Source organism: Prevotella sp. E15-22 (assembly GCF_023204875.1).
Taxonomy (GTDB): Bacteria; Bacteroidota; Bacteroidia; order Bacteroidales; family Bacteroidaceae; genus Prevotella.
Genome location: NZ_CP096247.1, coordinates 2646582 through 2660214, shown reverse-complemented (window position 1 = coordinate 2660214; position 13633 = coordinate 2646582). Strand labels below are relative to the sequence as shown.

The window sequence follows — 13633 nt, the reverse complement described above, 5'->3', positions numbered from 1 at the left end:
GTTTAAAAACCAACAATTTTTCCAAAATACTTCCAAGGTGCAGAGGCTTTGTAAAGAGAAATAGATTGGACTGGAACATGTAATGTTACCCCACTTTCACCTCCATAAAATGCTAAAGATCCCGTTTTAGGTACTTTAGATGCATAACAATATATAACAGGAATCCTACAATTTGAAAAAGCAGAATTTCCAATCTCATTGATATTCTCAGATAGACTAAGAAATTCTATATTTTTACATGCCATAAACGCTCCATGCCCTATTATAGAGACATTTTCTGGAATTATTACTTTGTTTAAACTTTCACAGCCCGCAAATACATATTGACCTATTGAAGTTATGTCCTCTGGTATAACAATTTCTTTTATTTCTTCTTTATTAATATTAAATAAACGGCTTCCTAGAATTAATGGATTCGATGATGAGTTTGAAAAAGAAAGACGACACCAAGAAGAAACATCTTCAATAACAACTTTGCGTATACTTACGCAGTTTAAAAAGGCATCTTCCCCAATGGATTTTAGAGTCTTAGGTATTTGAACCTCATTTATCTTTCTACATTCGTAAAATGCCTTTTCACCAATCATTTCTAATCCATCGTTAATAACTACCGACTTAAGTTCTCGACAATATTCAAAAGCAGAAGCCTCAATATTCTTGACTTTTGGAATTGTTAATTTTTTTAAATATCTACAGTTATAGAACGCCTCTTGACCAATCGTTTCAAGATTACTTTGAAAAACAACAGACTCAAAATAACAAATCCTGAACGCATTTTTACCAATTTTGATTAGGTTTTTGGGTAATATTAAAGAACCACTAAGTCCACTATTAAAAAAAGCATGATGACTTATTTCCGTTACACTGTTAGGCAAATCAATATTGATTAGTCTAAAACATTTCTCGAATGCCATCTGCCCTATAACCTTTAAGTTTTCTCCTTTAATCTTTACTTTTTCAAGTTTTGTTTTATAGTAAAAAGCGCCATCGCCTATAGTGTCAACAGGATAATCATTATTGTTAAAATGAACGGATTCAGGTATCAAAATACTTTTTATGTCCTCTCTTTCTACTCCTAATACTGTTGCTGTATGTTTATTCTCATTTAAATTATAGATTATACCATCTATTGTCACTTTTATATTTTTAGTGGGCGTAGAAGGCTCTTGCGGGTCATTTCCTGTAGTATCAGGTGGTGTTATTAGCCCTAATTCTAAACTATCTTCATAAGTTAGTATTTTCTCTTTACTTTCGTCTGTCGAATCCTTATCGCATGAGAATGATACTGTTGCAATTAAACCAAAGAATGAAATATAAATCATGCCTTTGACACATCCATGTGACGTGCGCAACGATAAAAAGCTTAGATGAGTTAGTATTTTTTTCATATGATTTTTTTATATGTCTTATCTGATTATAATCTTATGTGATTTTATCAAAAAAATAGGTGATAAATCTTTTTCGCCTATATTTCAGTTGTACGTGAATAATCTATCAATTTTGAATTTAAAATAAGCATAGATAAGAAGTGTATATTCTTTTTCAGCCCATTTCTTTCATTTCCATAATTGTCCGAAGAATCAAAAGTGGAAGTTCAATATAGTGTTCTGTTTTCTAATATTTTTCCATTGGCGTACAGTATTATGTTTTTTCTTGAAACGATCAATAGATGATAGTATATTTATAGTTTATGCTGCAAATATATAAAATAATCTGTTTAAAACCAATAGGAGGAGGAATTTTTTTTGTTTTCGAAGACTTTAGGGGTGTAGAGAGCGGCGACTGGAGAGGTGTGCCAGGCGGGGAATACATCTTCATTTTCACGGATGATAGTGATGAGATCGTAATAACATTGGGGATGGGCTTGAAGGTTGGTCAAGAGCTGGAGCTCATAGGACTGCAGGGAACGGATGACCTGAGATTCGAGGTTGGAAGCGGTGCGGCCCTGAGTGATGACGTGGAACACGCATTACCGTTGGAACCTTTTGAAGACAATCAGTCAAAAATATAGTTAGTACAAAAAAAGTACTAAATCACTTGCTTAATACGAATAAAAGTACTATCTTTGCATCGTTCAGTCGATTAACAAAATAAACGAACACTTACGACTATGGCAGTAATGACATTAAAGGCTACACAGCAAGACACGATGAAAGCTCGTTTGTCTGACATCCTGATGCACGTTTCTTGGGGCGACATCTCCAGAGAATACTTTGGAAAGTCGGGCTCTTGGCTGTATCATAAGTTGAATGGTATAGACGGAAACAAGAAACCAACTGAATTTACCGTAGAAGAGCGCTATCAATTGAAAGGTGCGCTCATTGATCTGTCTGAGCGCATACGTCGTGCAGCAGATGCCATCGAATAATTTTCCGAAATAGGAAAAACAATAGGGGATGCATTTAATAGGGTGCATCCCCTATTTTATTCATAGTCGTCAAATGGCCAACTAAAACTGTTAAAATACGCTGGAACCCTTGGTACCATGGGGATGGTACTCACAGTACCAACCCCTCTGGTATTTTCAGTACCAACCCCCTTGGTACTCTCAGTACCAACGCTTGGTAGCGTCAGTACCAAGCCTTGGTAGGCACAGTACCAAGCTTTGGTAGCCACACTACCAAGCGTTGGTAGTCAGGCTACCAAACGTCGGTAGCATGGATACCAAAATGCGGTAGTGTGAAAGCTTAGTATATAATTCTATTTTATCATCTTCATCCCCCACTCATATATCATGTCGATGGTGGGTGAGGGGATGCCTTTGAAGACCTCAAAATGCGTCCTTTTAAGAAGATTTTCTTCCGAATTGGAACATAAATAGAATATTTTTTGTATCTTTGCTCCGAATCTTTAACTTAAATACGTATTTACTATGGCACTACTAATTAAAAAAGTTGAGAAGCGTTATGGGTATGTTTAGTAATGTGGCTGAGAGCTTCAGCAACAACTTGATAGTGGAGGATCGCTACAGGATGATTCTCGACGGTCTGCAGGTGACGCTGCTGATTACGCTCTGCGCCGCCGTGCTGGGTACGCTGCTCGGCGGACTGGTGTGCTGGATGCGCATGAGCCGCCGCAGGTGGCTGCGGCAGGTGGCATGGGTGTATATAGAACTGATGCGGGGCACGCCGGTGCTGGTGCTGCTCATGCTGATGTACTATGTGGTGATGGCACCAGTGGATGCTACCGGCATCGTGGTGGCCATCGTCACCTTCGCCATGAACACGGCGGCCTACATCAGCGAGATGCTGCGCACCACCATCCAGGGCATCGACCGCGGACAGACGGAGGCGGGACTGGCCTTGGGCTTCACCCCGAGACAGACGTTCCTGAAAATTGTGCTGCCACAGGTGGTCCGTGCGGTGATGCCCGTCTATCAGGGCGAGATCATCAGTCTGCTGAAGGGCACGAGCATCGTGGGCTACATTGCCGTGGCCGACATGACGCGCGCCTCCGACCTGATACGCTCGCGCACGTTCGATGCCTTCTTCCCCCTCATCGTGACGGCCATTATCTATTTCGTGATGGCATGGCTCATCGGAATGCTGCTCCAGTCGTTGGTAGGACGGCAGCGCGTGAAGGCTGCCGTAGCGGGCATGGCGCTGCTGATAGCAGGAACACTGTGCTACGTGCCGACACTCATGGGAGGCGGTTCCTCTTCGGCCAAGACAACCGCCGTCACCGATGTCCCGCTGCCGTTCAAGGCCCTGAAGGGCAAGCGCGTGGCCGTCATCATCGGCAGTGTCCAGGACATTGCCGTCACCGACTGGGCTCCCGAGGCCGACATCCTGCGCTTGACCTCGCAGACCGATATGCTGGCTGCCTTGGAGAACGGCAAGGTGGATGTGGCGGGCAGCGAGAGCCTGACGCTGATATTCTGCAAGGAAATTGCTGCCAAGGTGGACTCTGTAAACGCAGGGATGCAACCAGTTCCGATAGCTGCCTGCTTCCGTTTAGACAATACCGAGTTGCAGCAGGACTTCAACAGTTTCCTGGCCGACATCCGCCGCGACGGCACCTACCAGCAGTTGTACGACCGCTGGCAGCAGGCCGAAGACCCCTCGACTATGGACATCCCCCAGCCGCGCGGCACGGGGCGCACCCTGCGCGTGGCCACCTTTCCCACCATGCCGCCGTTCAACTTCATCAGCCAGGGGAGACCATCGGGCTTAGAGCCTGCCCTGCTGACGGAATGGGCCAACCGGAGGAACTGGAAAGTGGAGTATCTCGTGATGGACTTCGCCGCACAGATGCCTGCCGTACAGGCGGGCAAGGCCGACCTGGCCATGGGAGCCATCAGCATCACCGAGGAGCGGCAGAAACAGGTGCTCTTCTCCGACGGCTATTTCGATTCGCACATCTTGTTCATCACGCGCAAGGGCGAGGCTGGGATACTCACAGAGCAGACCCACCCCCAGCAGACCCTCCCCCAGCCCCTCCCTATGAGGGAGGGGAGTGATTACCTCTGGTACGGTGTGGCTCTCATTATAATAATAGGTGGTGGCGCATGGCTGTTTATCCGTCGCCGACATCGCCCTGCATTACATTCTACTCCCCTCCCTCACAGGGAGGGGCCTATCATCAGCATCACGCACCTGAAGAAGAGCTACGGCAGCCTTGACGTGCTGCACGACATCACCGTGGATATCCGCCAGGGCGAGGTCATCTCCATCATCGGCCCCTCGGGCACGGGCAAGAGCACACTCCTGCGTGCTCTCAACCTGCTCGACCCGCCCACTGGCGGCAGCATCGTCGTCGATGGCGAGGACATCCTTGCTCGGGACTATCCCGCAGACCGCCTGCGCCAGAAGATGGGCATGGTGTTCCAGTCGTTCAACCTCTTCGAGCACAAGACCGTCTTAGAGAACGTCATCTTCGCCCCCTGTCAATTACGCCACGAGCCAGAGGAAACAGCACGCCAGCAGGGACTGGCCCTGCTGCGCAAGGTGGGACTGGCCGAGAAGGCCGACGTCTATCCGTCGAGCCTCTCCGGCGGACAGAAACAGCGTGTGGCCATCGCCCGCGCTCTGGCCATGAAGCCCGACGTCATCCTCTTCGACGAGCCTACGTCGGCCCTCGACCCGACGATGGTGGGCGAGGTGCTCAGCGTTATCCGTCAGTTGGCCAAGGAGGGCATGACGATGCTCATCGTCACCCACGAGATGAAGTTTGCCCACGATGTAAGCACCCGTATCTTCTTCATGCAGGGCGGCTATATCCACGAGGACGGCACGCCCCAACAGATCTTCGAGTCGCCCGTCCACAGCGCCACCAAGGCCTTCATACAGCGCATCCGCAAGGAGGTGTTTGAGATTGACGGCCCTGACTTTGACTTCCTCGGCATGCACTCGGCTGTCAGTGCCTTCTGCCACAAATACGGCATCCCTGAGAAGGAAGAGAAGGCTCAGCAGCTGATCGGCAAGATGCTCGACGGCGCGATGGCACCCTACCGCCCCATCACCGTGCGAATCACGCACAGCGAGCAGTCGCTCGTCACGGCCCTCGACTTCATGGTGGAGAAAATGACTGCCACGCCGCTGAACGATGGCCATCGCAGCGAACTCTCCGGGCAGTGCCGCCAGGTGATAGAGGAAGAGACCAAGCGCGGCTTCCGTGTGAAACTGATTATATAGAAAAGTGAATAGGGGATGCATTCAATAGGGTGCATCCCCTATTTTATCATCTTCATTCCCCACTCATATATCATGTCGATGGTGGGTGAGGCAATGCCTTTTTCGTGGGTCATCCGGTGAACGAAGGCAAGGCCAAAGGGGAAATCCTCTGTGAAATAACGACTGTGGAAGTCGGGGATGAAGCCTCCCTCGACGGGGATCATGGGCGAGGCAATGCCCTTGAAGGCCTCTATGCTGCGCAACTTGCGAGCCAATGAGGGGGCATCGGTGCTCTCGTAATAGTGGAGAACGGTGGCTATGCTGCCTTTGCGTACTGGCAGTTGCTCGAGTAGGGCCTGCAACTCGCGGTCCATATTGATGTAAAGCTGAGCGGCTTCCTCGGTCCATTCTTCGTAGAACATAGGGATGCGATTGTATATGATGCCTTCGTGCCAGTCTTTCCAAAGGGAATAGAGGCGCGAGGGATGCAGCAGGGGATTGCTGTTGCTGAGACTCACCTCGTAGTGGCTGCTGAGAAGATGGATGGGGGTGCGCAGCATGTTGCTCAGGGCATCGCGCAGGGCTTCGGGCTGGCTGCAATGCTCGATGGCCAGCTCAAGACGGTCCTTATAGCCCATGAGGCGGGCTCGATGGCCATAGTCGATGACGCGCGAGATGAAGGGCACACGCTGGAACCCGAAGAGTGTCTGCGAAGGGGGCAGGATGTCCATGGCCTGAAAGAAGAAGCCTGTGCTGCTGACCACCGTTCCTACGGCGGCGTCGGGGTGCAAATATGCTTTTATCTGAAGGAGTGTATCGCGAATGGCATAGCCCGGCAAGCACAACAATATGATTTGTGCATCGCTGACAGCATGTTTGGCATCGCTAAATATGCCGTTTAGGTGGCCTATGTATGTTGTTTCCTCGGGGGCTTCAATGGTTAGCTCGGTGCTCCATCGCTCGGGCTGGCGTGTGAGCAGACTCACCTCGTGACGGCCTTGGGCGGCCACGAAGCCTGCCACCACATGGCCCAGGTTGCCTCCTCCGCAAATGCATATCTTCATTTGGCCAGTTCTTTTAGTCCTTCAACGAGTCGGGTGTTGTCGGCATGGTCGCGCACGGCGATGCGCATGTACTGCTTCGTGGGGTCGAGACCTGACTTCAGACTGCAGTCGCGTGTGAGGATGTTGTGCTGCTTGAGCATATAGATGACAATCTCGCTGGCCTTGTAAGGGGGCAGCACCTCGCAAAGGAAGTAGTTGGCCTGCGAGGGCATCACGTGGAAGAAGGGTATCTGCTTCAGCTGTTCGTAGAAATGGGCTCGCTCGGCCACAAACTTGTCGCAGGCGCGCAGATAGTCTTTTTCGTGTTTGTTGTAGATCTGCATGAAGAACTCGGCAAACGAGTTGAGGTTCCAGATGCTCACCTCTTTCTTGATGCGTGCGATGAGCTCTTTGTTGGCCGAACAGAGGATGCCCAGACGAAGGCCGGGCACACCATAGCTCTTTGAGATGCTTTTCATCACGGCCATGTGGGGATAGGCCTCGAGGATCTCGTCGCTGAGCAGACTGTTGTTGGCATAGTCCTCGCTGAAGTCGACAAACGATTCGTCGACGATGAGACGGATGCCTCGGTCCTCGCACCATTGTGCCAAGCGCAGGATGCCGTTCTTGGGAATGAAGTTGCCCGAGGGATTGTCGGGGTTGATGACCATGAGCTGCTGGATGCCCTTGTCGGCAAAGAACGTCATCAGGTCGTCGGCCGTATAGCGATAGTCGGCATTCTGGGGCACAAAGGTCACCTGACAGTCTTTGTCGTAGCGATTGGGATATTCCTCGAAGGTGGGACGGATGAAGCCGGTCTTGCCCTGCGTGTCCTCCATCAGAATCTTAATCAGCTCGGCAGCACCATTGCCAGGCACGATATAGGGCTCGCTCACGCCAAAGCTCTTGCTGGCAATGAGGGTGTTTACCTTCATGCCCGAGGGATATTCGGTGAGCAGGGTGTCGAAGTTGGCGCGCAGCTCGTCCTTCATGCGCTTGCTGGGGAAATAGGGATTCACCAGATAACAGAAGTCGAGCATCTGGGGGAAACGCCAGAAACCACCGTAGCGACCATAGTACTTGCGCAGCACATCCTTCTCGTCGGCAAAAAGGGCTTCGGCAATGTCGAGGTCCTGCTTGTCGTCGATCTCGTACCATTTCTCGCCTCCAATGGGCATGGCCTTCATGTCGTGGTTGTTGTTGAGCAGCGAGATGATGCGCAGCACGTTCTCGTAGTATTCGTTATTGCCCACGGCCTTGGTGTAGGCATCGAGGAAGGGCACGTATTTCTGCTGTGAGAAGGCTTTCGACAGCTTATAGATATTGACGGTCTTATAATAGGAATCGACCTCGTTATAGTCGAAAGCATCCTTCGATATGAAGTTCACAATGTTCTGATCGTCGTCCAGGCGCACCATGGTGCCATCCATCCATGTCTCGTACTTGGCCACCAGTGCCAGGTTGGGGTAGGGATTGTTGACAATCATGGGGATGATGCGGTCGCTGAAGATGAGGTCGCTCTCGATGAGCAGGGTGTCGTCCTCCTGCAACTTGTCTTTCACCAGGGCCAGCGAGTAGATGTTGTTGGTCTTGTCGTAGATGGGATTCTCGGCAAACTCGATGTTCAGACGACTGAGGTCTGAGGTCTGATGGCTGAGGTCTGATGGCTGAGGGCTGAGGTCTGAGGTCTGATGGCTGATGTATTGCTCCTCAATATAATGGCGGAGCGCCTGACCCTGATAGCCCACCACGATGATGACGCGCTTGAGGTCTTGCTTGGCCAACTGACCTAAAAGACGGTCGATGAGACGGACACCGTTTACGGGCACCATGCACTTGGTGTTGTCTTTTGTATATTCGCCTAATCTGCGACCCATGCCGGCCGCGAGGATGATTGCTTGCATAATGTTGGTGTTATTTAGATTTATAAGTTACGGGCTTGCCGTCGGCCTTGAGTTTGCTGGCCACCTGCTGAGGGGTGAGCTCAACAGGGCCTTTCATAAACTCGGGCACGTTATAGCTTTTAAGAAACTGTCTGTGCAGGTCGGGGTCTTTGGCTGGCAGCTCGAATGGCTTGCTGCCGTGTCCCTCGGCATCGATATGGGCGATGAACGGGCGTGTAAAGACACCGTCGTATCGGCGTGATGAGAAGACCACCCAGCGTCCGTTTGATGACCACGAGTGATAGCTCTCGGTGTCGTCGCTGTTCAACTGGTCCATGGCAAAGACATGGCCGGTCTTGAGGTCCTTCATCCACAAGTCGGCATCATGATGCCAGATGTGAAAGCATCCCCAGTGGCCCAGGGTGAAGAGCAGCCAGCGTCCGTCGGGTGAGATGCGTGGGAAGGTGGCACTCTTGCCTAAGGTGTCGGCACAGAACACCATCTCGCGCTTGCCAAACTGGCGTGTCTTGGCATCGAACGACTTGCGATAGATATTATATCTCACTTCGTTGGCGCGCATGGTGATCTCGCTCCTGTCCACGCTGTCGCTCTGATACACAAAGTGAGCGCTGCAGAAATAAAGCCACTTGCCGTCGGGCGACCATGCGGGGAATATCTCGAGTTCGTTGGGGGCCTGCTCAATGGTGGTCACCTCGTGCTTGTCAACGTCGTAGAGAATCAGGTCACTCTCGCTGTCAAGCACCTCAATCTTCTCGGGTGCTGCGGTGTGGAAAGCCTGCATGGTCATGTTCGTGGAATAGGCAATGAGCTTTTCTGTGGGATGCCAGGCAGGATAGACGCCGGCAGACAGCAGAGAGTCGTGGCGCATGTCTATCTTCTCGATGGTGCCGTCGTAGGCAATCAGTGTGCCACCATGTGTCTGACGGGCATGAAACTGCATGCGGTTGGGGTTGCCTTGCTGATAGCTGTGGCAGTTGACACACTGACCACCGCTCTCTGTGGAGCAAAGCATGTTGTCTGCGAACACCTGCTCGTCGAAGTTCTCCAGGCAGCGCTGGTTCAAGGTGAGCTCCTCATAGGAAACGTATGAGGGCGATATCAGTCGGTAACTGAGCCACGGGTCAATGGGGTCGGCCGAGACGTAGATATTAAACGGCTTGAAACGCACCCATTGGTCTTTGATGCTGGCAAAGATCTCTACGGTGATGGCTCCTCCCTTGGCCTTTTCCAAGAGTCCTTTCCAATCGTCGATGTCAGGTCGGACCTTGGGACCCTCGCAAATGATTTCCTCGTTGGCTGCGCGCAGACGTATCACCGACTTGTCGCTCTGCATCAACAACTCGAAGTTAAGGGGTGCCATGTTTACGGGTACCGTCACCTCCTGATAGTCGGGGTAGATAGGAGCCTCCACCTGACTCTCCTTATATTGGGCGGGTATCTGTGGACTGCTGCATGACATCAGCAGTGCGATGGCGAGGAGGGTATAGAGTACGTTCTTCATTGTTCTACGAGTTTCTGACGGTTGTTGCGATAATAACTCATGGTGAAGTCGGCCAACCGGCGCTGCTCCAAGGTGGCTCCAGGGGTGCTCATGATGTGCTCAATGAGGAAGAGCTCCTGCTGACTCTGATCGGCCGTCAGGAAGTTGTCGTCACGAAGTAAGGGCAGAATATGCTTGAACTCCGGGGCCTGCATCACCAGTTGCGGCGCTTTGATCATGGCTTCCATGCGCATGGCCCATTTCTTGTGGAAGTCGGTCTTCTTCAAAAGGTTGACGTAGCGCTGGGCTGCCACCTCCTCGCCATTCAGAATGGAGCACATGGTCATCAGCTTGAGCTTTTCAATGCTCCAGCCATATTCTACACCGTCCTCCATGCACCAACGATAGCAATAGTTAGGGATGCCATATTGCAGATAAAGCATCTTTCCTGCCGTGTGAACGGTGTGAACGGTGAAAGGCGCCGCAGGGCGCTTGGCTCCGTCACGATAGCCATTGGTGGTCTTGGCACCCTGAACAAACAGGGCCAGGTTGCGCATCATACAGATGAGTCGGGTGGGTTCGCCCTTTACGTTCTTCGCTGTCTTCAATGCCTTGTCCCATTGGCCTGTCTCAATGCTGCGCGTCATGCTGAGCTCGCGATGTAGGTTGTCGTCCTTGTTCCAGAACTTCAGTAGGCCTATGGCCACCACCGCAACGATGGTGATGTTCAGCCACTTCCTGGACTTGATGCTGGGCTTCATGGCCATCAGCACCATACTCGCAAAGAGGATGACATAGGGCAGGTTGTAGGCAAAGAAGCGCTCGCCCTGATGGGCAAACACGGGCAGGCCTGCCCAATAGATATTGACGATGTTTATTTCGGGGTTTCCGCAATAGTAACTGAAGATTGGCCAAAGGAATATCTGGGTGAAGGCTAGGAAAGCGTCTCCCCAAAGACTTTTATGCTCGCGCCACGAGATAATACCCATCAATGCTGTGGCCAACAACGCGTAGAATCCGAAGAATTGATAACCTAGTCCTGCGGCGAAGACAATATAGACTGATGGCAGGTGATGGCGACGTGGTAATGCTCTGTAGCCCCATGTCAATGCTACCGCCACGATGCTGCCCATGGTGGCACAGAACGCATGGCCGGGCAATTTGAGGTAATAGACCCAATAGCCCAGGGTGACGATGGTGAGCACCATGCAGGCCACAGGTATCAGCGCTATCCAGGTGTTCGCCAATCGGAAGGTGCGTTTGCACAGCCACATAAAAAATGCCCAGAGTAGGCACAGAATGCCTGCTCCGAGCATAGGGTAGTAAAAATATTGTGTGAGGTAGCTGCCTATCCATGTCAGCAGTCCGCCTGCCTTCACCATCTGTTGCTCAAAGAAGAGCGGCGTGTGGAGAAACAGGTTCTGGTCTTGCAACGCATATAGATAGTCGCTTTCAAAGACTACCAATGGTACCCACAAGAGTACGATGACAAGGTATGGCCACCACTTTTTCATTATCCTACCTGACTGCCAGGCTTTACGTCCTTTGTTGTGGTTACCACGCTCAGGCTCTCGTCGGCATCAACTGCGCTGAGAATCATGCCCTGACTCTCAATACCCATCATGGTACGGGGGGCGAAGTTGGCCACGAAGAGGATACGCTTGCCAATGAGCTCTTCGGGCTTCTCGTAGAAGGCGGCGATACCCGAGCAGATGGTACGGTCGGTGCCTGAGCCATCGTCGATGGTGAACTGCAGGAGCTTCTTGCTCTTCTTTACCTTCTGACAATCCTTCACGAGGCCCACACGGATGTCGAGCTTCTCAAAGTCGTCGAACGAAACGGTATCCTTGATAGGAGCGGCCTTATAGGCTGCTGCCTGATTGGCTTTCTTGGTTGCCTCCAGTTTGTCGAGCTGCTTCTGGATGACCTCATCCTCAATCTTCTCGAACAGCAACGAAGGCTCGCCCAACTGATGACCAGCCTTCAGCAGGTCGGTGCTGCCCAGCTGCTCCCACTCGAAGCTGTCGATATGCAACATCTCGCGGAGCTTCTTCGAAGAGAATGGCAGGAATGGCTCGAAGGCGATAGCGAGGTTGGCTGTGAGCTGCAAGCAGATGTTCAGAATGGTCTCGCAACGCTTGGGGTCGGTCTTCCAAACCTTCCAGGGCTCGCACTCTGTGATATAACGGTTGCCGATACGAGCCAGGTTCATGGCCTCGAACTGGGCATCGCGGAACTTAAACTGCTCGAGCAGTGCCTCCACCTTGGCCTTGACATCCTTGAACTCCTCAAGGGCCTGTTTATCAACATCCTGCAACTCGCCACAAGCAGGAACGACGCCGTTCCAGTATTTCTTGGTGAGCTGGAGGGCACGGTTCACGAAGTTGCCGTAAACAGCCACGAGCTCGTTGTTATTGCGGTCCTGGAAGTCCTTCCAAGTAAAGTTGTTGTCCTTGGTCTCGGGGGCATTGGCTGTCAGTACATAGCGCAACACATCCTGCTTGCCTGGCATATCAACCAGATACTCGTGGAGCCATACAGCCCAGTTGCGAGAGGTAGAGATCTTGTCGTTCTCAAGGTTCAGAAACTCGTTGGCGGGCACGTTATCGGGCATGATATACTTGCCGTGAGCCTTCATCATGACAGGGAAGATGATGCAGTGGAACACGATATTGTCCTTGCCGATGAAGTGCACCAGACGGGTGTCCTCGTCCTGCCACCACTGTTCCCAGTTGCCCCACTTCTCAGGATTCTTCTCACAGAGTTCCTTGGTGTTTGATACATAGCCGATAGGGGCATCGAACCATACATACAGCACCTTTCCTTCTGCACCCTCTACAGGTACGGGGATACCCCAGTCGAGGTCGCGCGTCATGGCACGTGGCTGCAGGTCCATATCCAACCAACTCTTACACTGGCCATAAACGTTTGAGCGCCACTCCTTATGGCCCTCCAGAATCCACTGCTTCAACCAGTCCTGATACTCGTTCAGAGGCAGGTACCAGTTCTTGGTTTCCTTCAATACGGGCGTAGAACCACTGATGGTTGACTTAGGATTGATCAGCTCTGTAGGACTCAGGTCGCGTCCGCACTTCTCACACTGGTCGCCATAGGCGCCCTCGTTGTGGCAGTAGGGACATTCACCCACAACATAACGATCGGCCAGGAACTGCTTGGCCTCCTCGTCGTAGAGCTGAGCGGTGGTTTTCTCTACCAGTTTGCCCTCGTCGTAGAGCTTCTTGAACCACTCGGCAGCAAACTTATGATGCGTCTCGCTGGTGGTACGGCTATAGACATCGAACGAGATGCCAAACTCCTCGAACGAATCCTTAATCATCTTGTGATAGCGATCTACCACATCCTGAGGTGTGATGCCCTCCTTGCGGGCACGAACAGTGATGGGCACGCCATGCTCATCAGAACCACCAATAAACATCACGTCGCGCTTCTTCAGACGCAGGTAACGTACGTAGATATCGGCTGGTACATAAACACCAGCCAGATGACCAATATGCACACCGCCATTGGCATAGGGCAGGGCAGAGGTCACGGTTATTCTCTTATATTTTTTCTGTTCCATTTTATAATAATGTG

General features: G+C 51.2%; 8 protein-coding genes and 2 pseudogenes. 3 read left to right on the top strand and 7 right to left on the bottom strand.

Annotation, left to right across the window (positions count from 1 at the left end; all coding sequences use genetic code 11):
• Positions 1–2: 2 nt before the first annotated feature.
• Both M1D30_RS10835 and M1D30_RS13835 read right to left on the bottom strand, forming a co-directional pair.
• Positions 3–1388 carry a leucine-rich repeat domain-containing protein gene (locus M1D30_RS10835; RefSeq protein WP_248503875.1) on the bottom strand — a complete coding sequence of 462 codons (1386 nt, stop codon included), beginning with the start codon at positions 1386–1388 and terminating at the stop codon, positions 3–5.
• 329 nt (positions 1389–1717) lie between these two features.
• Complete coding sequence (locus tag M1D30_RS13835; protein WP_371874083.1) at positions 1718–1966, bottom strand: DUF6712 family protein; 249 nt, start codon at positions 1964–1966, stop codon at positions 1718–1720.
• A 144-nt stretch (positions 1967–2110) separates the two neighbouring features.
• Between M1D30_RS13835 and M1D30_RS10825 the strand changes: the two genes are divergently transcribed.
• The 3 genes and pseudogenes from M1D30_RS10825 to M1D30_RS13760 all read left to right on the top strand — a co-directional run.
• A complete protein-coding gene (locus tag M1D30_RS10825) occupies positions 2111–2368 on the top strand; it encodes a DUF5053 domain-containing protein (protein WP_248503872.1) in 258 nt (85 codons plus the stop codon).
• 538 nt (positions 2369–2906) lie between these two features.
• Positions 2907–3542 (top strand): annotated as a pseudogene (locus M1D30_RS13830) (amino acid ABC transporter permease); the annotation flags it as partial.
• Positions 3525–5294 (top strand): annotated as a pseudogene (locus M1D30_RS13760) (ATP-binding cassette domain-containing protein); the annotation flags it as partial. The pseudogenes M1D30_RS13830 and M1D30_RS13760, both read left to right, overlap by 18 nt.
• A 377-nt stretch (positions 5295–5671) precedes the next feature.
• Here the strand turns inward: M1D30_RS13760 and M1D30_RS10810 are convergent.
• From M1D30_RS10810 to metG, 5 genes are read right to left on the bottom strand one after another with little or no spacing between them, the layout of a single operon-like run.
• Positions 5672–6676 carry an NAD/NADP-dependent octopine/nopaline dehydrogenase family protein gene (locus tag M1D30_RS10810; RefSeq protein WP_248503871.1) on the bottom strand — a complete coding sequence of 335 codons (1005 nt, stop codon included), beginning with the start codon at positions 6674–6676 and terminating at the stop codon, positions 5672–5674.
• Complete coding sequence (locus tag M1D30_RS10805; protein WP_248503869.1) at positions 6673–8559, bottom strand: aminotransferase class I/II-fold pyridoxal phosphate-dependent enzyme; 1887 nt, start codon at positions 8557–8559, stop codon at positions 6673–6675. The genes M1D30_RS10810 and M1D30_RS10805 overlap by 4 nt, the downstream gene beginning before the upstream one ends.
• Positions 8560–8569: 10 nt before the next feature.
• Positions 8570–10060 carry a hypothetical protein gene (locus M1D30_RS10800; protein ID WP_248503867.1) on the bottom strand — a complete coding sequence of 497 codons (1491 nt, stop codon included), beginning with the start codon at positions 10058–10060 and terminating at the stop codon, positions 8570–8572.
• Positions 10057–11553: a DUF6057 family protein gene (locus tag M1D30_RS10795; RefSeq protein WP_248503865.1), complete on the bottom strand. Its 1497-nt coding sequence runs from the start codon at positions 11551–11553 to the stop codon at positions 10057–10059. The genes M1D30_RS10800 and M1D30_RS10795 overlap by 4 nt, the downstream gene beginning before the upstream one ends.
• Complete coding sequence (gene metG / locus M1D30_RS10790) at positions 11553–13619, bottom strand: methionine--tRNA ligase (RefSeq protein WP_248503864.1); 2067 nt, start codon at positions 13617–13619, stop codon at positions 11553–11555. Before metG ends, M1D30_RS10795 begins: the two co-directional genes overlap by 1 nt.
• Positions 13620–13633: the final 14 nt, after the last annotated feature.

What these genes read in the sequence shown, in the direction of transcription:
- M1D30_RS10805 (WP_248503869.1), bottom strand. Translation starts at nt 8,559, where the DNA reads ATGCAAGCAATCATCCTCGCGGCCGGCATGGGTCGCAGATTAGGCGAA.
- M1D30_RS10810 (WP_248503871.1), bottom strand. Translation starts at nt 6,676, where the DNA reads ATGAAGATATGCATTTGCGGAGGAGGCAACCTGGGCCATGTGGTGGCA.
- M1D30_RS10835 (WP_248503875.1), bottom strand. Translation starts at nt 1,388, where the DNA reads ATGAAAAAAATACTAACTCATCTAAGCTTTTTATCGTTGCGCACGTCA.
- metG (WP_248503864.1), bottom strand. Translation starts at nt 13,619, where the DNA reads ATGGAACAGAAAAAATATAAGAGAATAACCGTGACCTCTGCCCTGCCC.
- M1D30_RS10825 (WP_248503872.1), top strand. Translation starts at nt 2,111, where the DNA reads ATGGCAGTAATGACATTAAAGGCTACACAGCAAGACACGATGAAAGCT.
- M1D30_RS10795 (WP_248503865.1), bottom strand. Translation starts at nt 11,553, where the DNA reads ATGAAAAAGTGGTGGCCATACCTTGTCATCGTACTCTTGTGGGTACCA.
- M1D30_RS10800 (WP_248503867.1), bottom strand. Translation starts at nt 10,060, where the DNA reads ATGAAGAACGTACTCTATACCCTCCTCGCCATCGCACTGCTGATGTCA.